The sequence below is a fragment of the Citrobacter freundii complex sp. CFNIH9 genome (assembly GCF_002903305.1).
In the GTDB taxonomy this organism is placed as follows: Bacteria; Pseudomonadota; Gammaproteobacteria; order Enterobacterales; family Enterobacteriaceae; genus Citrobacter; species Citrobacter portucalensis.
On the sequence record NZ_CP026238.1, the window covers coordinates 907,732 to 932,519 of the forward strand.

At 51.9% G+C, this 24,788-nt stretch carries 21 protein-coding genes and 1 tRNA gene; 16 read left to right on the forward strand and 6 right to left on the reverse strand.

The window, feature by feature from the left end; genetic code table 11:
* Positions 1 to 66 precede the first annotated feature (66 nt).
* Together sdhE and C2U43_RS04600 are read left to right on the forward strand one after the other, a co-directional pair.
* Positions 67 to 333: an FAD assembly factor SdhE gene (gene sdhE, locus C2U43_RS04595; RefSeq protein WP_003825514.1), complete on the forward strand. Its 267-nt coding sequence runs from the start codon at positions 67 to 69 to the stop codon at positions 331 to 333.
* Positions 314 to 721: a protein YgfX gene (locus C2U43_RS04600; protein ID WP_003825515.1), complete on the forward strand. Its 408-nt coding sequence runs from the start codon at positions 314 to 316 to the stop codon at positions 719 to 721. The genes sdhE and C2U43_RS04600 overlap by 20 nt, the downstream gene beginning before the upstream one ends.
* Positions 722 to 822: 101 nt before the next feature.
* Here the strand turns inward: C2U43_RS04600 and fldB are convergent, their stop codons facing one another.
* Positions 823 to 1,344 (reverse strand): flavodoxin FldB, encoded by a 522-nt coding sequence (gene fldB, locus C2U43_RS04605; protein WP_003026933.1) that lies wholly within the window; start codon positions 1,342 to 1,344, stop codon positions 823 to 825.
* A 113-nt stretch (positions 1,345 to 1,457) separates the two neighbouring features.
* Here fldB and xerD point away from each other — a divergent pair, with 113 nt between their 5' ends.
* From xerD to lysS, 5 genes are all read left to right on the forward strand, one after another.
* The gene (xerD, locus tag C2U43_RS04610) at positions 1,458 to 2,354 is read left to right on the forward strand and encodes a site-specific tyrosine recombinase XerD (protein ID WP_003825519.1); all 897 of its coding nucleotides are present in this window, start codon (positions 1,458 to 1,460) and stop codon (positions 2,352 to 2,354) included.
* 23 nt (positions 2,355 to 2,377) lie between these two features.
* Positions 2,378 to 3,091 (forward strand): bifunctional protein-disulfide isomerase/oxidoreductase DsbC, encoded by a 714-nt coding sequence (gene dsbC / locus C2U43_RS04615; RefSeq protein WP_003825520.1) that lies wholly within the window; start codon positions 2,378 to 2,380, stop codon positions 3,089 to 3,091.
* Between the two features lie 5 nt (positions 3,092 to 3,096).
* On the forward strand, positions 3,097 to 4,830 hold the full coding sequence (gene recJ, locus C2U43_RS04620; protein WP_103284745.1) for a single-stranded-DNA-specific exonuclease RecJ: 1,734 nt from the start codon (positions 3,097 to 3,099) through the stop codon (positions 4,828 to 4,830).
* Between the two features lie 91 nt (positions 4,831 to 4,921).
* Positions 4,922 to 6,020 (forward strand): peptide chain release factor 2 gene (gene prfB, locus C2U43_RS04625; protein WP_100194817.1). Its coding sequence is split into 2 segments (ribosomal slippage): positions 4,922 to 4,996 and positions 4,998 to 6,020, totalling 1,098 coding nucleotides; the frame shifts between segments, so codons are not numbered across the junction.
* A 9-nt stretch (positions 6,021 to 6,029) separates the two neighbouring features.
* Positions 6,030 to 7,547: a lysine--tRNA ligase gene (gene lysS / locus C2U43_RS04630; RefSeq protein WP_003026911.1), complete on the forward strand. Its 1,518-nt coding sequence runs from the start codon at positions 6,030 to 6,032 to the stop codon at positions 7,545 to 7,547.
* A gap of 77 nt (positions 7,548 to 7,624) precedes the next feature.
* Here lysS and idi read toward each other — a convergent pair whose 3' ends face one another.
* Positions 7,625 to 8,179, reverse strand: a complete 555-nt coding sequence (gene idi / locus C2U43_RS04635; RefSeq protein WP_057068486.1) for an isopentenyl-diphosphate Delta-isomerase — start codon at positions 8,177 to 8,179, stop codon at positions 7,625 to 7,627.
* Between the two features lie 166 nt (positions 8,180 to 8,345).
* Here idi and actS point away from each other — a divergent pair, with 166 nt between their 5' ends.
* The 3 genes from actS (at position 8,346) to C2U43_RS04650 (ending at position 10,612) form a co-directional block, all read left to right on the forward strand.
* A complete protein-coding gene (gene actS / locus C2U43_RS04640) occupies positions 8,346 to 9,104 on the forward strand; it encodes an amidase activator ActS (RefSeq protein WP_103285965.1) in 759 nt (252 codons plus the stop codon).
* 79 nt (positions 9,105 to 9,183) lie between these two features.
* Positions 9,184 to 9,257: transfer RNA gene (locus C2U43_RS04645), tRNA-Gly, on the forward strand.
* Positions 9,258 to 9,421: 164 nt separating this feature from the next.
* A complete protein-coding gene (locus C2U43_RS04650; RefSeq protein WP_048998164.1) occupies positions 9,422 to 10,612 on the forward strand; it encodes a tyrosine-type recombinase/integrase in 1,191 nt (396 codons plus the stop codon).
* A gap of 26 nt (positions 10,613 to 10,638) precedes the next feature.
* Here the strand turns inward: C2U43_RS04650 and C2U43_RS04655 are convergent.
* From C2U43_RS04655 to silR, 4 genes are all read right to left on the reverse strand, one after another.
* Positions 10,639 to 11,759, reverse strand: a protein-coding gene (locus C2U43_RS04655; protein ID WP_103284746.1) for an IS3-like element ISSen4 family transposase whose coding sequence is annotated in 2 segments (ribosomal slippage) — positions 10,639 to 11,501 and positions 11,501 to 11,759 — 1,122 coding nt in all. Because the reading frame shifts where the segments join, the coding sequence is not laid out codon by codon here.
* A 537-nt stretch (positions 11,760 to 12,296) separates the two neighbouring features.
* The gene (gene silE, locus C2U43_RS04660; protein WP_000790483.1) at positions 12,297 to 12,728 is read right to left on the reverse strand and encodes a silver-binding protein SilE; all 432 of its coding nucleotides are present in this window, start codon (positions 12,726 to 12,728) and stop codon (positions 12,297 to 12,299) included.
* 250 nt (positions 12,729 to 12,978) lie between these two features.
* The gene (gene silS / locus C2U43_RS04665) at positions 12,979 to 14,454 is read right to left on the reverse strand and encodes a copper/silver sensor histidine kinase SilS (protein ID WP_032433718.1); all 1,476 of its coding nucleotides are present in this window, start codon (positions 14,452 to 14,454) and stop codon (positions 12,979 to 12,981) included.
* Complete coding sequence (gene silR, locus C2U43_RS04670; RefSeq protein ID WP_038633715.1) at positions 14,447 to 15,127, reverse strand: copper/silver response regulator transcription factor SilR; 681 nt, start codon at positions 15,125 to 15,127, stop codon at positions 14,447 to 14,449. Before silR ends, silS begins: the two co-directional genes overlap by 8 nt.
* Positions 15,128 to 15,316: 189 nt before the next feature.
* Between silR and silC the strand changes: the two genes are divergently transcribed.
* The 6 genes from silC to silP all read left to right on the forward strand — a co-directional run bounded on the left by silC (position 15,317) and on the right by silP (position 24,748).
* Complete coding sequence (silC, locus tag C2U43_RS04680) at positions 15,317 to 16,702, forward strand: Cu(+)/Ag(+) efflux RND transporter outer membrane channel SilC (RefSeq protein WP_038633711.1); 1,386 nt, start codon at positions 15,317 to 15,319, stop codon at positions 16,700 to 16,702.
* A 28-nt stretch (positions 16,703 to 16,730) separates the two neighbouring features.
* Complete coding sequence (gene cusF / locus C2U43_RS04685; protein ID WP_001246155.1) at positions 16,731 to 17,084, forward strand: cation efflux system protein CusF; 354 nt, start codon at positions 16,731 to 16,733, stop codon at positions 17,082 to 17,084.
* Between the two features lie 113 nt (positions 17,085 to 17,197).
* Positions 17,198 to 18,490 carry a Cu(+)/Ag(+) efflux RND transporter periplasmic adaptor subunit SilB gene (gene silB / locus C2U43_RS04690; protein WP_049016439.1) on the forward strand — a complete coding sequence of 431 codons (1,293 nt, stop codon included), beginning with the start codon at positions 17,198 to 17,200 and terminating at the stop codon, positions 18,488 to 18,490.
* Positions 18,491 to 18,500: 10 nt separating this feature from the next.
* Complete coding sequence (silA, locus tag C2U43_RS04695; protein ID WP_004098958.1) at positions 18,501 to 21,647, forward strand: Cu(+)/Ag(+) efflux RND transporter permease subunit SilA; 3,147 nt, start codon at positions 18,501 to 18,503, stop codon at positions 21,645 to 21,647.
* An 86-nt stretch (positions 21,648 to 21,733) separates the two neighbouring features.
* Positions 21,734 to 22,174, forward strand: coding sequence for a DUF411 domain-containing protein (locus C2U43_RS04700; RefSeq protein ID WP_000758228.1), 441 nt, complete (start codon positions 21,734 to 21,736; stop codon positions 22,172 to 22,174).
* Between the two features lie 126 nt (positions 22,175 to 22,300).
* Positions 22,301 to 24,748: an Ag(+)-translocating P-type ATPase SilP gene (gene silP, locus C2U43_RS04705; RefSeq protein ID WP_070559443.1), complete on the forward strand. Its 2,448-nt coding sequence runs from the start codon at positions 22,301 to 22,303 to the stop codon at positions 24,746 to 24,748.
* Positions 24,749 to 24,788: the final 40 nt, after the last annotated feature.

Here is a 24,788-nt window from a genome sequence, read left to right on the forward strand (position 1 = left end):
AAAAAGAGCGGGAAAAACACGTTACAATAGCGGGATACTTCGTTTTCGCGAGACAGGGAGAAGAACATGGATATTAACAACAAAGCACGTATTCATTGGGCATGCCGCCGCGGTATGCGCGAGCTGGACATCTCGATCATGCCGTTTTTCGAACATGAATATGACAGCTTAAGTGACGAAGAAAAACGTATCTTTATCCGTCTGCTAGAATGTGATGATCCAGATTTATTTAACTGGTTGATGAATCATGGGAAACCAGCTGATGAGCAGCTGGAACAGATGGTGCGACTTATCCAGACACGGAATCGGGAACGTGGTCCAGTGGCAATCTGATTTACGCGTATCATGGCGCGCGCAGTGGCTTTCACTGCTAATTCATGGGCTGGTCGCGGTGTTTATTTTATTGATGCCCTGGCCATTGAGCTACACCCCATTATGGCTGGTTTTGCTCTCTCTGGTGGTGTTTGATAGCGTTCGCAGTCAGCGTCGAATCAACGCCTGTCAGGGAGAGATTCGGCTATTGATGGATGGCCGTCTGCGCTGGCAAGGGCAAGAGTGGTCTATCGTTAGCGCCCCCTGGATGGTTAAAACAGGTATGATGCTACGCTTGCGATCTGATGCCGGAAAACGTCAACATTTGTGGCTGGCAGCAGACAGTATGGATGATGCAGAGTGGCGGGATTTACGGCGGTTGATGCTGCAAAAGGCGAAGCAAGGGTAACGCATGACACATGCCTGATGGCGCGCAGCTTGAAGGCCTACAGTTAGGTGCGTCATGCAGGCCGGATAACGCATTTACGCCGTCATCCGGCAAATCGGTTATCAGGACCAGTGCTCGGCCATTTCCCCAAGAATTTGCTCGCACCAGGCCTGAATGCGTTCATCGCTGAGATCGTACTGGTTTGTCTCATCCAGCGCCAGGCCAACAAACAGTTGTCCATCAGCAATGACGGGTTTATCGCTGGTGAATTCGTAGCCTTCGGTGGGCCAGTAGCCGACAAACTTTACACCTTTGGTGATCAGTTTATCGTGCAGCATACCCAACGCATCCAGGAACCATTCGCCGTATCCCAACTGATCGCCCATACCGTAAAGTGCGACAATCTTGCCTTCCAGGTTGAGGTCGTCCAGTTGCTCCCAGACCGCTTCCCAGTCCTCCTGAATTTCACCGAAATCCCAGGTTGGGATGCCCAAAATGAGCACGTCATATTGCTCCATTAGGGTCGGGGAATCGTCTTTGAGGTTGTGCAGTGTCACCAGTTCGGGACCCAGGATATCGCGGATTTTTTCTGCTGCCATTTCGGTGTAGCAGGTGCTGGAACCGTAAAAAAGACCCATGTTCATGACGTAAACATCTCAATTCTGCTGTAGCGTTGCGGGTAGTGTAACAGAATCGCCGCATTCACGGCACAATGAGGCATAATGCATCAAAAATGAGAGTGGAATAAGGGGCGCGAGTGGAACAGGATCTGGCGCGCATCGAGCAGTTTCTTGATGCCCTGTGGCTGGAACGAAATCTGGCGGAAAACACATTAAGTGCGTATCGTCGCGATCTGACCATGCTTGTGGAATGGTTACATCACCGCGGCGCTTCGCTTGCGACCGCGCAAAGTGATGATCTGCAAGCCTTGCTGGCTGAGCGGATGGATGGAGGGTATAAAGCCACCAGTTCCGCACGTTTGCTCAGTGCGACGCGACGTTTTTTTCAGCATCTGTACCGCGAAAAATATCGCGAAGATGACCCCAGCGCCTCGCTTGCATCACCTAAACTTCCGCAGCGCCTGCCTAAAGATCTCAGCGAAGCGCAGGTTGAGCGGCTGCTACAAGCGCCGCTTATTGAGCAACCGCTCGAGCTACGCGACAAAGCCATGCTGGAAGTGCTGTATGCAACAGGCCTGCGCGTGTCTGAACTGGTAGGACTGACGATGAGTGACGTCAGCCTGCGTCAGGGTGTGGTACGGGTGATCGGTAAAGGTAACAAAGAGCGCCTTGTCCCGTTGGGTGAGGAGGCAGTGTACTGGCTGGAAACGTATCTGGAGCACGGGCGTCCATGGTTGCTCAACGGCGTATCGATTGATGTGCTGTTTCCTAGTCAGCGGGCGCAACAGATGACCCGTCAGACCTTCTGGCATCGTATCAAACACTATGCTGTGTTGGCGGGAATCGACAGCGAAAAGCTGTCACCGCACGTCCTGCGGCACGCGTTTGCCACGCATCTGCTCAACCATGGCGCAGACCTGCGCGTGGTGCAGATGCTACTGGGGCATAGCGATCTCTCGACAACGCAAATTTATACTCATGTCGCAACGGAGCGCTTGCGGCAACTACATCAACAGCATCACCCGCGAGCGTGAGTGCTGACAGGATAGGATAGGCTATGAAAAAACGTTTTATGATGTTCACCCTGCTGGCGACGGCGTTTTCCGGCATGGTACATGCAGACGACGCGGCAATTCGTCAGTCATTAGCAAAGCTGGGTGTGCAGAGCACCGAGATTCAACCTGCTCCGGTTGCGGGCATGAAAACCGTACTGACCAATAGCGGCGTGCTGTACGTAACTGAAGACGGTAAACATATTATTCAGGGACCGATGTACGACGTGAGCGGCGCAAGTCCGGTGAATGTCACCAACCAACTGCTGATGAAGCATCTGAACGCGCTGGAAAAAGAGATGATCATCTACAAAGCGCCGCAGGAAAAACACGTCATTACCGTTTTCACCGACATCACTTGTGGTTACTGCCACAAGCTGCATGAAGAGATGAAAGATTACAATGCGTTGGGGATCACCGTACGTTATCTGGCCTTCCCACGTCAGGGGCTGGACAGCCAGGCTGAACAAGACATGAAGTCTATCTGGTGTGCTAAGGACAAAAACAAAGCCTTTGACGACGCGATGACTGGCAAGGGCGTGAAAGCGGCGACCTGTGATGTGGATATCGCTAACCACTATGCGCTGGGCGTACAGTTTGGCGTCAGCGGTACACCGGCGATTGTGCTGAGCAATGGCTATGTCGTACCTGGTTATCAGGGCCCGAAAGAGATGAAAGAATTCCTCGACGCACATGCAAAACAGACCAGCGGTAAATAATTCGCGTGAAACAACAGATACAACTTCGTCGGCGTGAAGCCGACGAGACAGCCGAGCTACCTGCCGACTTACCGCCGCTGCTGCGCCGTTTATACGCCAGTCGCGGTGTACGTAGCGCGCAGGAGCTTGAGCGTAGCGTCAAAGGAATGCTGCCGTGGCAGCATTTAAACGGTGTCGAAAAGGCGGTTGAGATCCTCTACAACGCCTTTCGTGCGGGAACTCGCATCATCGTTGTTGGCGATTTCGATGCCGATGGCGCGACCAGCACGGCGCTAAGCATCCTGGCGATGCGCGCGTTGGGCTGTAGTAACGTTGACTACCTGGTGCCAAATCGTTTTGAGGACGGTTATGGTTTAAGCCCGGAAGTCGTTGATCAGGCCCATGCCCGTGGTGCTCAGCTGATTGTCACCGTAGACAACGGCATCTCGTCTCACGCGGGTGTCGAACATGCCAGAACGTTGGGGATCCCGGTCGTTGTGACCGATCACCACCTGCCAGGGGATACGCTGCCGGGCGCAGAGGCGATCATCAATCCTAACCTGCACGACTGTGAGTTCCCGTCGAAATCGCTGGCAGGCGTTGGTGTAGCCTTCTATCTGATGCTGGCGCTGCGCACTTTCCTGCGTGATAAAGGCTGGTTTGATGAGCGAGGCATTGCACCGCCGAACCTGGCGGATTTGCTCGATCTGGTTGCGCTTGGCACGGTGGCGGACGTGGTCCCGCTGGATGCCAATAACCGCATTCTGACGTGGCAAGGCTTAAGCCGTATCCGTGCTGGAAAATGCCGCCCAGGTATTAAAGCTCTGCTGGAGATTTCCAATCGCGACCCCCTAAAGCTGGCAGCCAGTGATTTAGGTTTTGCCCTCGGGCCACGGCTGAATGCGGCGGGGCGTCTGGACGATATGTCCGTTGGCGTAGCGCTGTTGCTGTGCGACAACATTGGTGAAGCGCGCGTGCTGGCCAATGAGCTGGACGCACTCAACCAGACGCGCAAAGAAATTGAGCAGGGTATGCAGGCAGAAGCGCTGACCCTGTGTGAAAAGCTGGAACGCAGTAGCGATACGCTTCCGGGCGGCCTGGCAATGTATCATCCCGAGTGGCATCAGGGCGTTGTGGGGATTCTGGCATCGCGTATTAAAGAGCGATTCCATCGCCCGGTGATAGCGTTTGCCCCGGCAGGTGACGGTACTCTTAAAGGCTCCGGGCGTTCGATTCAGGGGCTGCACATGCGCGATGCGCTGGAACGCCTGGACACCCTTTATCCGGGCATGATCCTCAAGTTTGGCGGTCACGCCATGGCTGCGGGCTTATCGCTTGAAGAGGCGCAGTTTGAGCGTTTCCAGCAGCGTTTTGGCGAACTGGTAACCGAGTGGTTGGATCCCGCCTTACTGCAAGGTGAAGTGGTGTCGGATGGCCCACTGAACGCGTCGGAGATGACCATGGAGGTCGCACAAATGCTGCGTGATGCCGGACCGTGGGGACAAATGTTCCCGGAACCGCTGTTTGACGGGCATTTCCGTTTGCTCCAGCAGCGTCTGGTCGGTGAGCGTCATCTGAAGGTAATGGTGGAGCCCGTAGGCGGTGGTCCGCTGCTGGACGGCATTGCGTTTAACGTCGATACCACCTGCTGGCCGGACAACGGCGTGCGCGAAGTTCAGCTTGCCTACAAACTGGATATTAATGAGTTTCGCGGCAACCGTAGTTTGCAGATTATAATCGACAATATCTGGCCACTTTAGCGTCACTAATCGCTATAAAAAAGGGCGTGGATTAGTTACAATCCCGCTCTTATCACCGCATTTTGACTAGTCCAATAAAAGAAATCAGACAATGTTTGAAATTAATCCGGTAAATAACCGCATTCAGGACCTCACGGAGCGCTCTGACGTTCTTAGGGGGTATCTTTGACTATGATGCCAAGAAAGAGCGTCTGGAAGAAGTAAACGCCGAGCTGGAACAGCCGGACGTATGGAACGAACCCGAACGCGCGCAGGCGCTGGGTAAAGAGCGTTCTTCTCTTGAAGCCATCGTTGATACGCTCGATCAGATGAGCCAGGGCCTGGAAGATGTCTCCGGCCTGCTGGAACTGGCTGTAGAAGCCGACGACGAAGAAACCTTTAACGAAGCCGTAGCAGAACTCGACACGCTGGAAGATAAGCTGGCCCAGCTGGAATTCCGTCGTATGTTCTCCGGTGAATATGACAGCGCAGATTGCTATCTCGATATTCAGGCAGGTTCTGGCGGTACGGAAGCGCAGGACTGGGCAAGCATGCTGATGCGCATGTATCTGCGTTGGGCTGAAGCGCGCGGCTTTAAGACTGAAATTATTGAAGAGTCTGAAGGTGAAGTGGCGGGTATTAAATCCGTAACCATCAGAATTGCTGGCGAATATGCGTACGGTTGGCTGCGTACTGAAACCGGCGTACACCGTCTGGTTCGTAAGAGTCCGTTCGACTCCGGCGGACGTCGCCATACGTCGTTCAGTTCTGCGTTTGTTTATCCGGAAGTTGATGATGATATTGATATCGATATCAACCCGGCGGATCTGCGTATTGACGTTTACCGTGCCTCCGGTGCGGGTGGTCAGCACGTTAACCGTACGGAATCTGCGGTGCGTATTACCCACATCCCGACTGGGATTGTGACGCAGTGTCAGAACGACCGTTCCCAGCACAAGAACAAAGACCAGGCCATGAAGCAGATGAAAGCGAAGCTTTATGAACTGGAAATGCAGAAGAAGAATGCCGAGAAACAGGCGATGGAAGACAACAAGTCAGATATCGGCTGGGGTAGCCAGATTCGTTCTTATGTCCTTGATGACTCCCGCATCAAAGATCTGCGTACCGGGGTTGAAACCCGTAACACGCAGGCGGTGCTGGATGGCAGCCTGGATCAATTTATCGAAGCAAGTTTGAAAGCAGGGTTATGAGGAACCAACATGTCTGAACAACACGTACAGGGCGCTGACGCGGTAGCCGACCTTAACAATGAACTGAAAACGCGCCGTGAGAAGCTGGCGAGCCTGCGTGAGCAGGGGATCCCGTTCCCGAACGATTTCCGTCGCGATCATACCTCAGACCAACTGCATGCTGACTTCGACGCGAAAGAAAACGAAGAGCTGGAAGCGCTGAACATTGAGGTATCCGTTGCTGGCCGTATGATGACCCGTCGTATTATGGGTAAAGCATCATTCGTTACGCTGCAGGACGTTGGCGGCCGTATTCAGCTGTACGTAGCTCGCGATGACCTGCCGGAAGGCGTCTACAACGAGCAGTTCAAAAAATGGGATCTTGGCGATATCCTCGGCGCGAAAGGTAAGTTGTTCAAGACTAAGACCGGTGAGTTGTCTATTCACTGCACCGAACTGCGTCTGCTGACCAAAGCGCTGCGCCCGCTGCCGGACAAATTCCACGGTCTGCAGGATCAGGAAGCGCGCTATCGTCAACGTTACCTGGATCTCATCTCTAACGATGAATCCCGCAATACCTTTAAAGTGCGTTCACAGATTATGGCTGGCATCCGTCAGTTCATGGTTGCTCGTGGCTTTATGGAAGTAGAAACCCCGATGATGCAGGTGATCCCAGGCGGTGCGGCAGCGCGTCCGTTTATCACTCATCATAACGCGTTGGATCTGGACATGTACCTGCGTATCGCGCCGGAACTGTACCTCAAGCGTCTGGTGGTTGGCGGCTTCGAACGCGTATTCGAAATTAACCGTAACTTCCGTAACGAAGGCATCTCTGTTCGCCATAACCCAGAGTTCACCATGATGGAACTCTACATGGCTTATGCGGACTACAAAGATCTGATCGAACTGACCGAATCGCTGTTCCGTACGCTGGCGCAGAACGTTCTGGGAACGACTGAAGTGCCTTACGGTGAAGAAGTCTTCGACTTCGGTAAGCCGTTCGAAAAACTGACCATGCGCGAAGCGATTCAGAAATACCGTCCGGAAACCAACATGGCCGATCTGGATAACTTCGATTCTGCAAAAGCGATTGCTGAATCTATCGGCATCAAAGTTGAGAAGAGCTGGGGTCTGGGCCGTATCGTGACCGAGATCTTTGAAGAAGTTGCGGAAGCGCACCTGATTCAACCGACCTTCATTACCGAGTACCCGGCAGAAGTTTCTCCGCTGGCGCGTCGTAATGACGAAAACCCGGAAATCACTGACCGCTTCGAATTCTTCATCGGCGGGCGTGAAATCGGTAACGGTTTCAGCGAGCTGAACGATGCGGAAGATCAGGCGCAGCGTTTCCAGGATCAGGTTAACGCTAAAGATGCGGGTGATGACGAAGCAATGTTCTATGACGAAGACTACGTTACCGCTCTGGAACACGGTCTGCCGCCGACTGCGGGTCTGGGCATTGGTATCGACCGTATGGTTATGCTGTTCACCAACAGCCACACTATCCGCGACGTGATCCTGTTCCCGGCGATGCGCCCGGTTAAGTAAGATGTGAAATGCCGGATGGCGGCTGACGCCTTATCCGGCCTACGATTCGTTATGTAGGCCAGATAAGCGTAGCGCCATCAGGCAATAATTTGTTGGCAGTAATTCCGCAACAGCGCACGCGCTTCTTTGTCTGCAACCTGCATTACCATCCACGGGCTAAAAGCCCACGGCGTCGCGTCAATCCCGCTTAAGACATCCTCAAGACTGCTCCACTGGCAATCCATCACTTCATCTGGGTTTAGCTGTAGCGGACTCACGATATGTGCGGCATAAACCGGGCATACTTCGTTTTCAACTATTCCACTCGGGTCTGTAGCGCGATAACGAAAGTCAGCGTATACGGGGCTGAGCAAGTCGATGTCTGCACCCAGTTCGAAGCGAGCCCGGCGAACAATAGCGGCTTCGTGGGTTTCACCCAGCTGCGGGTGACCGCAGACAGAGTTGGTCCAGACACCTGGCCAGGCTTTTTTGTGCAGCGAGCGGCGGGTGACCAGCAGTTGGCCCTGCTCGTTAAATATCCAGCACGAGAAAGCGGAATGCAGGGGAGTTGTGGCGGTATGCGCCGCATATTTTTCCAGCGTTCCGCAGGGTTGGTCCTGCTCATTCAATAAAATGACATGTTCCTGTCGCATAGCGTCCACCATCAATCTTAAGCACCCATATTATATGCTTAATTAAGTCAGATTGATTAACAGAGGGTGTGAAATGCCAGAGCCGACGGTTCGTTGCGCGATATGATTTGGCATCCGGTGTCTGGCTGCTATGATAAAGCGTCTGAAAATGTTGCGAGGTATTGTTTTGAGTGCAGGACGCCTGAAGAAAAATGGCCTGGGTATCGTGATGTTGCTGTGCGTCGGTCTGCTGTTAGCAGGGTGTTCCGGGAGCAAGTCGTCTGATACAGGAAGTTATTCCGGCTCCGTGTATACCGTGAAGCGGGGAGATACGCTATACCGTATTTCGCGCGCTACCGGGACCAGCGTGAAAGAGATCGCCCGCCTGAATAATATTTCACCGCCCTATACCATTGAAGTAGGGCAAAAACTGAAGGTCAGCGGTGGCGCGAAAACCAGTTCTAACTCTGGCAAAACAACCAAGAAATCCTCAACCAAAACGGCAGCGGCCAGACCGTCTTCGTCCGTACCGCAGTCTTCCTGGCCTCCGGTAGGGCAACGTTGCTGGCAGTGGCCTGCCAGCGGTAAGGTGATCCTGCCTTATTCAACCGCGGACGGCGGCAACAAGGGCATTGATATCTCGGCTGCGCGCGGTACACCGATTTATGCCGCCGGCGCCGGGAAGGTGGTTTACGTCGGTAATCAGCTGCGGGGCTATGGTAATCTCATCATGATTAAGCACAGTGAGGACTACATCACTGCGTATGCGCATAATGACACCATGCTGGTGAACAACGGTCAAAACGTGAAGGCCGGGCAGAAAATCGCGACGATGGGCAGCTCGGATGCGACTACGGTGCGGCTGCATTTCCAAATCCGCTACCGGGCGACGGCTATCGATCCGCTGCGTTATTTACCGCCGCAGGGCAGTAAACCAAAATGCTGACGGTGAATTAATCGCCAGTCAGTGGGTAAGTCCCTTGCCAAGAAGAGCGTAAGGTTTATAATCCCTTACGCACTTCGATGCGGGCGTAGTTCAATGGTAGAACGAGAGCTTCCCAAGCTCTATACGAGGGTTCGATTCCCTTCGCCCGCTCCAAACTCAAGTCTTCTGAAGTCTACCAAACTCAATTTTCCCTTGATAAATCAGCAGTTATAGCATTCTATTAGTCTATTGAACTCAATTGTACTCCCCCAGGGTCAAGCTCAATGTGGGGGTATGGATGGGGGTATAATTGTACCCCCTGCTGAGAGGTACCCCCAATGAAGCTGACAGCTCGTCAGGTTGAAACTGCAAAACCTAAAGATAAGCCCTACAAACTCGCTGATGGTGGTGGTCTTTACCTGCTGGTTAATCCCAACGGTAAAAGATACTGGCGTCTCAAATACCGTTCGCTAGGTAAAGAGAAGCTGCTCGCTATTGGCGTTTACCCCGATGTTTCTTTAGCTGAAGCCAGAAATAAGCGTGAGGATGCAAAAAGGACATTAGCGGCTGGCAACGATCCTTCTCTTGAACGGAAAATTGAGAAACTTAGTCGTCAACAAGATGCAGAAAACTCTTTTGAGGCTATCACGCGGGAGTGGTATCAGCGTCGCTATGACCGCTGGTCTGTCTCCTACCGCGAAGAAATGTTGAGAACCTTTGAAAAGGATGTGTTCCCTTATATCGGTCACCGGCCAATCAAAGATATCAAACCGATGGAGTTGCTTGCTGTTCTTTCAAAGATAGAAGTTCGAGGAGCAACTGAGAAGGTCCGTAAGGTTCGCCAGCGTTGTGGAGAGGTCTGGAAGTATGCCGTTGTGACTGGCAGGGCTGAGTACAATCCAGCTCCTGATCTAGCCAGCGCAGTAGCTCCCCATGAGAAAGAGCACTATGCTTTTTTGACCCAGGATGAATTGCCAGAGTTTCTTCAAACTCTGAACACCTACGCAGGTAGTGTACTTGTTAAAATAGCGATGCAATTACTTATTTTGACTGGAGTAAGGCCTGGGGAATTGAGGCAAGCGGAGTGGCAGGAGTTTGATTTTGAGCGGAAGGTTTGGAACGTGCCAGCAGAGCGCATGAAAATGCGCCGCCCTCATCTGGTTCCGTTATCAAGCCAGGTAATTGACTTGCTTAATCAGCTTAAACCCATGACGGGAGCGGGAACGTTGCTGTTCCCAGGACGTAATAATCCAAAGAAACCGATGAGTGATATGGCATTGACTGTGCTGGTCAGGCGTATCGGCTATGCCGGGCGTGTTACGGGGCATGGATTCCGCCACACGATGAGTACTATTTTGCATGAGCAGGGATTTAACTCAGCTTGGATCGAGCTACAACTGGCTCACGTCGATAAGAACTCAATTCGTGGAACGTATAACCATGCTCAGTATCTAGAGGGAAGGAGGGAGATGATGCAGTGGTATGGCAATCTAATCATTGATTTGAATTCAGCAGTACGGTCAGGCTGACCTGCCCCCACGATTAGATACAACACTCAGTTAGTAACGTCGGAATCTTCATTCTCAGAATGACCCTTTCTCCAGCCCGCTGCAAATTCAGACGGTGTCTGATAATTCAGCGTGGAGTGCGGGCGGCATTCGTTATAATCCTGCCGCCAGTCATTAATAATTTTCCTGGCATGAACGATATCGCTGAACCAGTGCTCATTCAAACATTCATCGCGAAATCGTCCGTTAAAGCTCTCAATAAATCCGTTCTGCGTTGGCTTGCCCGGCTGGATTAAGCGCAACTCAACACCATGCTCAAAGGCCCATTGATCCAGTGCACGGCAAGTGAACTCCGGCCCCTGGTCAGTTCTTATCGTCGCCGGATAGCCTCGAAACAGTGCAATGCTGTCCAGAATACGCGTGACCTGAACGCCTGAAATCCCAAAGGCAACAGTGACCGTCAGGCATTCCTTTGTGAAATCATCGACGCAGGTAAGACACTTGATCCTGCGACCGGTGGAAAGTGCGTCCATGACGAAATCCATCGACCAGGTCAGATTGGGCGCCGCCGGACGGAGCAGCGGCAGACGTTCTGTTGCCAGCCCTTTACGACGTCTTCTGCGTTTTACGCCCAGGCCACTGAGGTGATAAAGCCGGTACACGCGCTTATGATTAACATGAAGCCCTTCACGGCGCAGCAACTGCCAAATACGACGGTAGCCAAAACGCCTGCGCTCCAGTGCCAGCTCAGTGATGCGCCCTGATAAATGCGCATCAGCAGCCGGACGGTGAGCCTCATAGCGGCAGGTCGACAGGGATAAACCTGTAAGCCTGCAGGCACGACGTTGCGACAGACCGGTCACATCACACATCAACATCACGGCTTCCCGCTTCTGGTCTGTCGTCAGTACTTTCGCCCAAGAGCCACCTGAAGCGCCTCTTTATCCAGCATGGCTTCGGCAAGCAGCTTCTTGAGTCTGGTGTTCTCTTCCTCAAGCGACTTCAGGCGCTTAACTTCAGGCACCTCCATACCGCCATACTTCTTACGCCAGGTGTAAAACGTGGCATCGGAAATGGCATGCTTGCGGCAGAGTTCACGGGCGGGTACCCCAGCTTCGGCTTCGCGGAGAATACTGATGATCTGTTCGTCGGAAAAACGCTTCTTCATGGGGATGTCCTCATGTGGCTTATGAAGACATTACTAACATCGGGGTGTACTAATCAACGGGGAGCAGGTCAATCACAGAAGGAAAGCAGACAGAGCTGCGCGGCAAAGCAACAAAGGGAGGATATACTGTATGGAAAATGAAATCTGGGCATCCTACCCCAATTTATGTGGCGGATTTAGACAAAGCTGTTAGGGAATGTCTAAAATAGCGAAGCCATAGCATAGAATTTTTAATGGCATTATGATCAGGACATAAAGGACTTCATGCAGGGAAAAAATATCCCAAAAGAAACTGGTCATGTCAGCACACCAAAGGATCCTCGCCGGATCCTTTGGTTTTTCTCAGCCACAATCGCTTAACGTGAGTTTTCGTTCCACTGAGCGTCAGACCCCTATAATAATTCCTTTCAGACAGGTACCGGTTAAGTGTAGCTGAGTCAGACAAAAAAGCCCCCTGACGGGGGGCAAAAATGTAGCAACGTTGTTTCAGGAAAATCTATCAGGGAAAAGGTAACAGCACGGATACTACCGTCGCATTCAGCCTGCATTGATCATGCGGCGGTGCGCTTCGGCCATGGCCTGATGTGGGCCGGATTGCCCGTTATTCATGAATTCATGGGCAACCGCTGCTCTTTCATGCTCATTCATCGCCGCGTAAGACGTTGACGGGACGGTCGTGGATACCGTGTTATTTCCCATCATCTTCTGATGACTTTCCACCATTTTCTGGTGCGCATCCGCCGAGCCGTTCGTCATGGTTTCATGAGCAATAATGGCCTGTTCATGCTGGTCCATACCGGTCATACGAGGAGCAGTCCCCTGGATCCCGACAGGAGCCGCAGCAGACTGCATCTGGTGAGCAGGAGCCTGTGCATTGTTGACGCGATCATGGATATTCACGGTTTCAGTGGCCCAGGCCGATGAAATTAAACCAAAGCCCAGCAAAGATGCTAATACGATATTTTTCATGATAACTCTCCATTTCTGAATTAGTGATGTCCGGGGAAGTACAACCGGTGTTTTCAGTTCCATAACTGAAACAAGTTCGGCAGCGTTTATTTCTCCGGAAGAGGGCTGGATATTCATTTCCTGGCGTACTCTGACGCCGGGTATTGATGAAGCAATCCAGCCTTCCTGATAAGTTGCACTAATTATATCGAATGGCTTCTGTTTGCTGCATGACAGGCTAATGACATCTTTGTCATTTACATCTTTATTTTCAGCATTGGGTTTCCGGGATCATTTTCTCCAGTCTGGGCACGGATAAGATAAAACGCGTGGAGCGTACGTCTGATTCCACCTGCACTCTTCCGTGATGTGCTTCCACGATTGACTTCACAATCGCAAGGCCGATGCCGCTGCCTTCTCCTTTTCGTTGTCTGGATGGATCCACCCGATAAAAACGGTCAAACAGCCTTGATAAATGTTCTTCAGGGATCGGTTTCCCTGGATTTTCAATCACAAGGTCAAAAAAGCTCTCCTGCTTTCTTATTGAGACGGTTATGGCCTGTCCCTCCGGGGTATAACGCAGGGCATTGGATAACAGATTATTGATCGCTCTTCTGAACATTTGTGGATCTCCCTCAACCAGGCAGGGCATCCCGTTAAATTTGAGCGTGATATTGCGTTCTTCGGCCCAGGCTTCGAAAAACTCGAAGACTTTCATGACTTCTGCTCTGAGGTCAAAACGGACCCTGTCAGGTATAAGCTGGTTATTGTCCGCCTGTGCCAGAAACAGCATGTCGCTGACCATTTTGGTCATCCGGTTATACTCTTCAAGACTGGAGTAGAGGACATCCTCAAGTTCCTTCTGGGTTCGATCCTGACTCAGTGCGATTTCAGTCTGCGTCACCAGATTGGTGATGGGCGTTCTGATCTCATGCGCGATATCGGCAGAGAAATTGGCCTGGCGGGTAAAGACGTCCTCAATCTTTCCAATCATATGATTGAACGAGATAACCAGTTGCTCCAGCTCAATGGGAACGCGTGTCGGTTCCAGCCGCGCATCAAGATTCTCGGAGGTGATGTTTTTAATGGCATTGCTGACATTACGAAGGGGCAGGTGCCCCTGACGGACAGCGATGCGAATGATCAGAACAATCAGCAGGCTTATCACGACGGCGATCGCAATCAGATTTTTTTTCAGCGCATCGAGGTAATGGAGATGGAAATTAATGGAGAGGCCAGTCAGCATGACATAATTCTGCTGTTTGCCCTGAAATATCGCCTGGCCAGAGGAGGCGATAATCCGGTATGTTTCCATCTTCATTTCAGACCCGGTATCCATCGGTCTCGCAGGATCCTCCACCGTCCAGAGAAAGACATCCCGTGCGCGGCTGTGCTCGCTAAAATCTGCGGAATTCACGGCCGGGTGTAGTGCCGCCCCCTGCGCTGAACTAAAGAGCACTTCCCCCCTGGGATTGAGGAGCAAAAGGGCAACGTTGCGGTAGCTGGCAATCGACTCCTTTATTTTGCTTACTTTTTTTTCATCCGGATCCACCGGGGACTGCAGTATACGGTTCAGGGTAGTGCTGATTTGTTGAAGATCGCTGACATCCTGCTCGGCAAAATGATTTTCAACAGAATGCAGCATAAACCAGGTGAAGGCGATAAAAGCCAGTATCGTGGACAGGCTGATAAAAAAGGTCAGCCGCAGGGCGAGTGAGAAAGGGCGCCTGGAAGGTTTGCTATGCATCCGGGGCCTCCAGCATATAGCCCACGCCCCGGACAGTCTGGATCAGCTTTGTCCCGTAATCGTTGTCTATTTTAGCGCGGAGTCGCTTTACGGCGACATCAATCGCGTTAGTGTCGCTGTCAAAATTCATGTCCCAGACCTGAGAGGCAATCAGGGAACGGGGAAGAACCTCGCCCTGATGGCGAATGAAAAATTCCAGCAGGCTGAACTCTTTACTGGTGAGCACAATGCGGTTTCCGGCGCGACTGACTTTTCTGGATACGAGATCCATCGAGAGATCAGCCACCCTAAACTGGCTTTCCGTGATCATCGCGTTTCCCCGCCTCAGAAGGGTTCTCACCCGGGCCAGCAGTTCGGCAAACGCAAAGGGTTTAACCAGATAATCGTCCGCACCCAGTTCCAGTCCTTTGACCCTGTGTTCGATCGTGCCGAGGGCCGTCAGTAGTAAGACCGGCATACCCTTTCCGGCAGTGCGCAGCATGCGGATGATATCCCAGCCGTTCACATCAGGCAGCATGATGTCCAGAATGACTAAATCATACTCGGCTGTCATGGCGAGATGATATCCGGTAAGACCATTATCAGCGTGATCCACTACGAACCCTGCCTCTGTAAGCCCTTTGCTGAGATATTCACCTGTTTTAATTTCGTCTTCGACGATCAATATTTTCATCTTGCTCCCCGTCTGGCTGCTAATGTCATTCTATTGCGCACACGATCGTAATCAACGAATTACCGTAAAAATGACAACATTGTCATTATTCTGTCACCCGACAAACAGAGTGCATTCTGTAAAGTAACCCTGGTAATACTCTGAACTTCATTTGAACCATTTACCAGGTCTGCCTGGACGAGAAGCAATATGTTCAAATTAAAACTACTCAGCATCAGCACAATCTTCATTCTGGCTGGTTGTGTCTCTCTGGCGCCTGAATATCAGCGTCCGGCAGCACCGGTACCCCAGCAGTTTTCACTGTCCCGTAACAGCCTGACGCCAGCGGTGAATGGCTATCAGGATACGGGCTGGCGTAACTTTTTTGTCGATCCCCAGGTCACCCGGCTGATTACTGAAGCCCTGACTAATAACCGTGATTTGAGAATGGCTGCACTGAAGGTTGAAGAGGCCCGGGCCCAGTTCAACGTCACGGATGCAGATCGTTATCCCCAGCTGAATGCCTCATCCGGGATCACATACAGCGGTGGTCTGAAAGGTGACAAGCCGACCACACAGGAGTACGACGCAGGTCTGGAGTTCAGTTATGAGCTCGATTTTTTCGGCAAACTTAAGAACATGAGTGATGCTGATCGCCAGAACTACTTTGCCAGCGAAGAAGCCCGTCGGGCCGTACACATCCTGCTGGTATCCAACGTTTCACAAAGCTATTTCAGCCAGCAACTGGCGTACGAACAACTTCGTATTGCGCGGGAAACGCTGAAAAATTATCAACAGTCCTATGCTTTCGTTGAGCAGCAGCTCGTGACCGGGAGTACGAACGTTCTGGCACTTGAACAGGCGCGAGGACAAATCGAAAGTACCCGCGCCGAAATAGCCAAACGAGAAGGCGATCTGGCTCAGGCAAACAATGCCCTGCAACTGGTGCTGGGAACGTACCGCGCACTTCCGTCAGAAAAAGGGATGAAAGGCGGGGAGATAGCCCCAGTAAAATTGCCACCAAATCTGTCTTCACAAATTTTGCTGCAGCGACCGGATATTATGGAAGCGGAATATCAGCTGAAAGCGGCTGATGCCAATATTGGCGCAGCGCGAGCGGCCTTTTTCCCCTCAATTACCCTGACCAGTGGTCTTTCCGCAAGCAGTACGGAGCTGTCCAGCCTGTTTACGTCAGGAAGTGGAATGTGGAATTTTATCCCTAAAATTGAAATTCCTATATTTAATGCTGGCAGGAATAAAGCCAATCTGAAGCTGGCTGAAATTCGCCAGCAACAGTCGGTGGTTAATTACGAACAAAAAATTCAGTCAGCCTTTAAGGATGTTTCCGACACGCTTGCGCTGCGCGACAGCCTTAGCCAGCAACTTGAGTCACAGCAGCGTTATCTTGATTCACTTCAGATAACTCTCCAGCGTGCCAGAGGATTATATTCCAGTGGTGCTGTCAGTTACATTGAAGTGCTGGATGCAGAGCGTTCTCTCTTCGCTACGCAGCAAACCATTCTCGATCTTACCTATTCCCGGCAGGTTAACGAAATTAATCTGTTTACCGCACTGGGTGGCGGTTGGGTAGAGTAAATTTATTTCATTAATCAGGAAATTTAAAATGCGTAATTCACTTAAAGCCGTTTTATTTGGTGCCTTCTCTGTCATGTTTTCTGCCGGTCTTCATGCTGAAACACATCAGCATGGCGATATGAATACTGCCAGTGATGCTTCGGTACAGCAAGTTATCAAGGGCACCGGTGTCGTTAAAGACATTGATATGAATACTAAGAAAATCACCATTTCGCATGAAGCAATTCCAGCGGTGGGCTGGCCTGCAATGACCATGCGCTTTACTTTTGTTAATGCAGACGATGCTATTAATGCCCTGAAAACAGGCAACCATGTCGATTTCTCGTTTATTCAGCAGGGCAATATCTCCTTACTCAAAAGCATTAACGTGACGCAGTCCTGATTGGCTGTCCGGAGCGATTACATCCTGTGCGCCTGTACATTCACATAGGTATATGTGTGAGTTAACCGTCAGGCGCATATGCCAGGTGTTTTGATTTTTTAGCGGAAAATTGTATGGCTTCTTTAAAGATAAAATATGCTGCAATAATTATCAGCAGCCTCATAGCAGGGGGGCTGATATCGGTTACTGCCTGGCAGTATGTAAACTCAGCACAAAAGACAGAAAAAACAGAACAAAAGGCACCGGAACGAAAGGTGCTTTTCTGGTATGACCCAATGAAACCGGATACCAAATTTGATAAACCCGGAAAATCGCCCTTTATGGATATGGACCTGGTGCCAAAATATGCTGATGACAGTGGCGATAAAAGCAGTGGCGGGATCCGTATCGACCCAACCCAGGTTCAGAATCTGGGATTAAAAACGCAAAAAGTCACGCGAGGAATGCTGAATTATTCTCAGACAATCCCGGCTAATGTCAGCTATAACGAGTATCAGTTTGTTATTGTGCAGGCGCGTTCTGACGGGTTTGTCGAAAAAGTCTACCCCATGACGATTGGCGATCATGTGAAGAAGGGGACGCCACTTATCGATATTACCATTCCGGACTGGGTGGAAGCACAGAGTGAATTCCTTCTGTTATCCAGCACCGGTGGTACGTCAACCCAGATAAAAGGGGTTCTGGAGCGACTTCGTCTGGCTGGTATGCCGGAAGAGGATATTCAAAGGCTGCGTTCAACCCGCACAATCCAGACCCGTTTTACCATTAAAGCACCTATTGATGGTGTCATTACTGCGTTTGACCTGCGCACCGGCATGAATATTTCGAAAGATAAAGTAGTGGCTCAGATTCAGGGGATGGACCCGGTCTGGATCAGCGCTGCAGTGCCAGAATCTATCGCATATCTGCTGAAAGATACGTCGCAGTTTGAAATTTCGGTACCGGCTTATCCGGATAAAACATTCCATGTCGAAAAATGGAACATTCTTCCCAGCGTGGATCAGACAACCCGTACGCTTCAGGTCCGTCTCCAGGTTTCTAATAAGGATGAGTTTCTCAAGCCGGGCATGAATGCCTATCTGAAACTGAATACCAAGAGCCAGGAGATGCTGCTGATACCAAGCCAGGCCGTTATCGATACCGGCAAAGAACAGCGCGTGATTACTGTTGATGATGAAGGCAAGTTTGTGCCGAAACAGATCCACGTTCTGCATGAATCACAGCAACAGTCCGGCATCGGTTCCGGCCTGAATGAAGGCGATACCGTGGTGGTCAGTGGCCTGTTCCTCATTGACTCCGAAGCCAATATTACGGGCGCGCTGGAACGTATGCGCCACCCTGAAAAAACAGAAAGCAGTATGCCAGCAATGTCTGACCAGCCTGTAAATATGCATTCAGGGCACTGAGGAGACGACGATGATTGAATGGATTATCCGGCGCTCTGTCGCCAACCGTTTCCTGGTCATGATGGGGGCCCTGTTTCTCAGCATCTGGGGTACATGGACGATTATTAACACGCCGGTCGATGCCTTGCCTGACCTGTCAGATGTGCAGGTCATTATCAAAACCAGCTATCCCGGCCAGGCCCCGCAGATTGTAGAAAACCAGGTCACCTATCCACTTACCACCACCATGCTGTCCGTACCTGGCGCAAAAACCGTGCGTGGTTTTTCACAGTTCGGGGATTCGTATGTGTATGTCATTTTTGAAGACGGCACCGATCTGTACTGGGCCCGTTCCCGCGTGCTGGAATATCTGAATCAGGTTCAGGGAAAACTGCCTGCCGGTGTGAGTTCTGAAATCGGTCCTGATGCCACGGGTGTGGGCTGGATTTTTGAATATGCCCTTGTCGATCGCAACGGAAAACACGACCTTTCAGAACTGCGCTCTCTGCAGGACTGGTTCCTGAAATTTGAGCTGAAAACCATCCCGAACGTGGCTGAGGTCGCTTCGGTTGGCGGCGTGGTGAAACAGTACCAGATTCAGGTCAATCCGGTAAAACTGTCCCAGTACGGTATCAGCCTGCCCGAAGTGAAACAGGCACTTGAATCGTCTAACCAGGAGGCCGGTGGCTCATCCGTTGAAATGGCCGAAGCGGAGTATATGGTCCGTGCCAGCGGTTATCTTCAGAGCATTGATGATTTTAATAACATCGTCCTGAAAACAGGTGAGAACGGCGTGCCGGTTTATCTGCGGGATGTTGCCCGCGTGCAGACCGGGCCCGAAATGAGGCGTGGTATTGCCGAGCTGAACGGCCAGGGAGAAGTCGCTGGCGGCGTGGTGATCCTGCGGTCGGGTAAAAATGCGCGCGACGTTATCACGGCAGTGAGGGATAAACTGGAGACGCTGAAGGCCAGCCTGCCGGAAGGCGTTGAAATCGTGACCACCTACGATCGCAGCCAGTTAATCGACCGGGCGATTGATAACCTCAGTTACAAGCTTCTTGAAGAGTTTATCGTTGTTGCTGTCGTTTGCGCACTGTTCCTCTGGCATGTCCGTTCTGCCCTGGTGGCGATTATTTCTCTGCCACTTGGCCTGTGTATCGCCTTTATCGTCATGCACTTCCAGGGACTGAACGCCAATATCATGTCGCTGGGAGGGATAGCGATTGCCGTCGGTGCGATGGTGGATGCCGCCATTGTGATGATTGAAAATGCGCACAAACGGCTTGAGGAGTGGGATCATCAGCATCCGGGTGAGCAGATTGACAACGCCACCCGCTGGAAGGTGATTACCGACGCCTCCGTGGAAGTGGGACCCGCGTTGTTCATTAGCCTGCTGATCATCACCCTGTCCTTTATTCCTATCTTTACCCTGGAAGGGCAGGAAGGTCGTCTGTTTGGCCCGCTGGCATTCACGAAAACGTACTCCATGGCGGGAGCGGCCGCACTGGCCATCATCGTCATTCCTATTCTGATGGGATTCTGGATCCGGGGGAAAATTCCTGCCGAGACAAGTAACCCCCTGAACCGGGTGCTGATCAAAGCGTATCATCCTTTGCTGCTGCGGGTCCTCCACTGGCCAAAAACAACCCTGCTGGTTGCGGCCTTGTCCATTTTCACGGTTATCTGGCCACTGAGTCAGGTGGGCGGTGAGTTTCTGCCGAAGATTAACGAGGGCGATCTGCTGTATATGCCGTCGACCCTGCCGGGTGTCTCTCCGGCAGAAGCTGCAGCGCTCCTGCAGACAACAGACAAGTTAATCAAAAGCGTTCCTGAAGTGGCTTCTGTATTTGGCAAGACCGGTAAAGCAGAGACCGCAACGGATTCCGCGCCGCTCGAAATGGTGGAAACCACGATCCAGCTCAAACCTGAGGATCAGTGGCGTCCCGGCATGACAATTGACAAGATTATTGATGAACTCGACAGGACCGTCCGTTTACCGGGTCTGGCAAACCTCTGGGTGCCGCCTATCCGTAACCGTATTGATATGCTCTCAACCGGGATCAAAAGCCCGATAGGTATCAAAGTGTCCGGGACTGTTCTGTCCGATATCGACGCGACGGCGCAGAGTATCGAGGCGGTCGCCAAAACCGTGCCTGGCGTGGTGTCTGTCCTGGCTGAGCGACTTGAGGGCGGGCGCTACATCGATATCGATATCAACCGGGAGAAAGCTTCCCGGTACGGGATGACTGTGGGCGACGTCCAGCTGTTCGTCTCTTCAGCAATCGGTGGGGCTATGGTGGGTGAGACGGTTGAAGGCGTGGCCCGGTACCCTATTAACATTCGCTATCCGCAGGATTACCGTAACAGTCCGCAGGCGTTGAGAGAGATGCCAATCCTGACCCCAATGAAGCAGCAAATTACGCTGGGCGATGTTGCCGATATTAAGGTCGTTTCCGGACCAACCATGCTGAAAACCGAAAATGCCCGGCCAGCCAGCTGGATTTATGTTGATGCCCGCGGCAGGGACATGGTGTCGGTGGTGAACGATATTAAGACGGCCATCAGTGAGAAAGTGAAACTGAGACCGGGGACCAGTGTGGCATTCTCAGGACAGTTTGAATTACTCGAGCACGCCAATAAGAAATTAAAACTGATGGTACCGATGACGGTGATGATCATCTTCATCCTGTTATATCTGGCATTCCGCCGGGCTGATGAGGCCTTACTTATTCTGATGAGCCTGCCGTTTGCCCTGGTTGGCGGGATATGGTTCCTGTACTGGCAGGGCTTCCATATGTCAGTGGCGACCGGAACCGGGTTTATCGCCCTGGCCGGGGTGGCAGCAGAGTTTGGCGTGGTCATGCTGATGTATCTGCGTCATGCCATTGAAGCGCACCCGGAATTGTCCCGTAAAGAGACGTTCACACCGGAAGGCCTTGATGAAGCCCTCTATCATGGTGCCGTACTGCGTGTCCGGCCGAAAGCCATGACCGTGGCGGTGATCATTGCGGGTCTGCTGCCAATACTCTGGGGAACCGGTGCAGGTTCAGAAGTCATGAGCCGTATCGCGGCACCCATGATTGGTGGGATGATCACGGCTCCGCTGCTGTCCCTGTTCATTATTCCTGCCGCCTACAAATTAATCTGGCTGCGCAGACATAAAAAAAGCGTGTCCTGAACCTGAAAGGGCACCCCCTGTGGGTGTCCTTCTTTACTGATTCACCCTGACGTCAGGGTTTATATCGATAATATACAGAGGTGAGTATGAAAAAAGTGGTTCTGATGGCGCTGGCTCTCGGCCTTTCACTGCCCGCGATGGCGAGTGAAAAAGTGATTGATATGTACAAATCTGAAAACTGTGGCTGTTGTTCCCTGTGGGGCAAAGCGATGGAAAAAGACGGGTTTGAAGTACGAACTCACGTCATGAATGATCAGGCGCTGTCAGCCCTGAAAGAAAAGCATGCTATTCCTGCAGGACTACGAAGTTGTCATACCGCGGTTGCCGGTAATTTGATCATTGAAGGCCATGTGCCTGCGACAACGATACATAAGGCAATGCAGTCTGGTTCGGGTATATACGGTCTCGCCACCCCCGGTATGCCAGCAGGAAGTCCTGGAATGGAGATGGGAGCCCGAAAAGAGGCTTACGATGTTATCGCATTCTCACCGGATGGAAGTAAAAAAGTCTTCCAGCGAATCGAATAGTCAGCGGAACGGCTGATAACGGGACGCCGGTAGCAGGCACTCCTGTGCCGGCGATATTCGTGGTAATCGCATCCATGACATACCCTGAAGACAGAAGATGCTTCGGTATGCATAAGGAGAGTTACTGTGAAAAATGACAATGCAGTGCAACACAACAACCAGACTGCTTCTGAGCAGACATTATCCCCGGACGAGGGCCACGTATTGCATAAGGTGAGAGATCCCGTGTGCGGGATGGCCATCCTGCCCGACAGGGCGCACAGCAGCATTCGATACCAGGACCACCAACTTTATTTCTGCTCCGCCAGCTGTGAGAGTAAATTTAAAGCCCATCCCGATCGTTATCTTACCGAAGATGCCAGTGAACATTCCCATCACCATCACCACGATCATCACGAAGTCAGCCCTGATCAGATAAAACAGCCTCACAACCAGGCGGAAAAAGAGAATTCTGAAGGTGTGTGGACATGTCCGATGCACCCGGAGATACGCCGCAGTGGTCCCGGAAGCTGTCCTGTCTGTGGAATGGCACTGGAGCCGCTCGTAGCTACGGCATCCACGGGGCCGAGTGATGAACTTCACGACATGACAAGACGCTTCTGGCTGGGGTTGTTGCTGGCGTTTCCGGTTCTGGTACTCGAAATGGGATCTCATCTGTTTCCCGACTTGAGGAATACAGTACCGCCACAGTACAACACATGGCTGCAGTTGCTTCTGGCCTCCCCTGTCGTGTTGTGGTGTGGCTGGCCATTCTTCGCCCGGGCCGGAATGTCGTTACGTAACCGCTCCCTGAATATGTTTACCCTTGTTGCAATGGGGACCGGCGTAGCCTGGGTTTACAGCGTCATTGCAACCGTCTTCCCCTCCTGGTTTCCTGCATCGTTCAGAAACATGGATGGCCTGGTGGCCGTTTATTTTGAAGCCGCAGCAGTTATTACGGTGCTTGTTCTGCTGGGACAGGTTCTTGAGCTGCGGGCACGGGAACAAACCTCAGGCGCCATTACTGCGCTTCTGAACCTTGCCCCCAAAACCGCCAGACGGCTGGATCATGACGGTCATGAAACGGATATTAATGCGGAAGATGTCCTGCCTGGCGATAAGCTCCGCATCAGACCTGGAGAGAGTATTCCGGTCGACGGTATCGTGATCGAAGGCAAAACAACCGTTGATGAATCGATGGTGACCGGGGAGTCTATGCCGGTTACCAAAACGAAGGGTGACCCTGTCATTGGGGGGACGATTAATCAGACAGGTAGTCTTATCATCCGTGCAGAGAAAGTCGGTGATGAAACGATGCTCTCACGAATTGTTCAGATGGTCGCTGATGCACAGCGTTCGCGTGCCCCCATCCAGAGAATGGCAGACAGCGTTTCAGGCTGGTTTGTTCCTCTGGTGATACTTATCGCGGTTGTTGCTTTCTTGATCTGGTCTGTCTGGGGGCCCGAGCCCAGGATGGCGCACGGTCTCATTGCGGCTGTGTCGGTCCTGATTATTGCCTGTCCCTGCGCGCTGGGACTGGCCACGCCGATGTCGATAATGGTGGGGGTGGGCAAAGGCGCCCAGGCCGGGGTGTTAATCAGGAATGCCGAAGCCCTTGAGCGTCTTGAAAAAGTGGACACGCTGGTTGTCGACAAAACAGGCACGCTCACGGAAGGTTCGCCTACGGTGACAGGGATTATCAGTCTCAGTCCGGGTGGGGAAATATCTCTTTTACGTGTAACAGCTGCAGTGGAAAAAGGTTCGCAGCATCCGTTGGGTATGGCTGTTGTCAGAGCCGCGCATGAAAAGGGGATCGTGATACCTGCCGTCAGTAATTTCAATGCCCCGTCGGGGAAAGGTGTCTCAGGCGATGTCGAAGGTCAACGGGTTGTTATTGGTAATGAACTGGCTATGCAGGAAAACAGTATCGTTATTGATAATCAAAAGGCCGTTGCGGATACGTTGCGGATGGAAGGCGCTACCGTTATCTATGTGGCCACAGACGGGGACCTTGCAGGCCTGATAGCTATCTCGGATCCCGTGAAAACAACCACGCCGGATGCGCTTAAAGCTTTGCGTCAGGCGGGGATCCGCATCGTTATGCTCACCGGGGATAACCAGCTTACTGCTGAAGCAGTCGCACGGAAACTGGGAATAGATGAGGTTGAAGCCGGAATTCTGCCGGATGGCAAAAAAGCAGTGATAACCCGACTGAAAGAGTCTGGCCATGTGGTTGCGATGGCCGGAGACGGTGTGAATGATGCCCCGGCGCTGGCAGCGGCTGACGTGGGTATAGCCATGGGAACGGGTACAGATGTGGCAATTGAAAGTGCCGGAGTCACCCTTCTCAAAGGCGACTTGATGATACTGAACAGGGCCCGTCATCTGTCAGAGATCACCATGAAAAATATCCGTCAGAATCTGTTTTTTGCATTTATCTACAACGCACTTGGCGTGCCTGTGGCTGCAGGTCTGCTTTATCCTGTGTATGGAATACTGCTGTCGCCAGTTATTGCGGCGGCGGCCATGGCTCTTTCCTCCGTCAGCGTCATTGTGAATGCGTTGCGTCTGAAAAGTGTCAGGCTCGGGAAATAACACTGAGTGAAGGGGCTGTTACGAACAGAAGGAGTCCAGT

Coding starts and splice junctions, on each gene's coding strand:
- silS (WP_032433718.1), bottom strand. CDS start 14,454: ATGCATAGCAAACCTTCCAGGCGCCCTTTCTCACTCGCCCTGCGGCTG.
- idi (WP_057068486.1), bottom strand. CDS start 8,179: ATGCGACAGGAACATGTCATTTTATTGAATGAGCAGGACCAACCCTGC.
- lysS (WP_003026911.1), top strand. CDS start 6,030: ATGTCTGAACAACACGTACAGGGCGCTGACGCGGTAGCCGACCTTAAC.
- silR (WP_038633715.1), bottom strand. CDS start 15,127: ATGAAAATATTGATCGTCGAAGACGAAATTAAAACAGGTGAATATCTC.
- silE (WP_000790483.1), bottom strand. CDS start 12,728: ATGAAAAATATCGTATTAGCATCTTTGCTGGGCTTTGGTTTAATTTCA.
- silA (WP_004098958.1), top strand. CDS start 18,501: ATGATTGAATGGATTATCCGGCGCTCTGTCGCCAACCGTTTCCTGGTC.
- cusF (WP_001246155.1), top strand. CDS start 16,731: ATGCGTAATTCACTTAAAGCCGTTTTATTTGGTGCCTTCTCTGTCATG.
- C2U43_RS04700 (WP_000758228.1), top strand. CDS start 21,734: ATGAAAAAAGTGGTTCTGATGGCGCTGGCTCTCGGCCTTTCACTGCCC.
- C2U43_RS04650 (WP_048998164.1), top strand. CDS start 9,422: ATGAAGCTGACAGCTCGTCAGGTTGAAACTGCAAAACCTAAAGATAAG.
- silC (WP_038633711.1), top strand. CDS start 15,317: ATGTTCAAATTAAAACTACTCAGCATCAGCACAATCTTCATTCTGGCT.
- sdhE (WP_003825514.1), top strand. CDS start 67: ATGGATATTAACAACAAAGCACGTATTCATTGGGCATGCCGCCGCGGT.
- fldB (WP_003026933.1), bottom strand. CDS start 1,344: ATGAACATGGGTCTTTTTTACGGTTCCAGCACCTGCTACACCGAAATG.
- silB (WP_049016439.1), top strand. CDS start 17,198: ATGGCTTCTTTAAAGATAAAATATGCTGCAATAATTATCAGCAGCCTC.
- dsbC (WP_003825520.1), top strand. CDS start 2,378: ATGAAAAAACGTTTTATGATGTTCACCCTGCTGGCGACGGCGTTTTCC.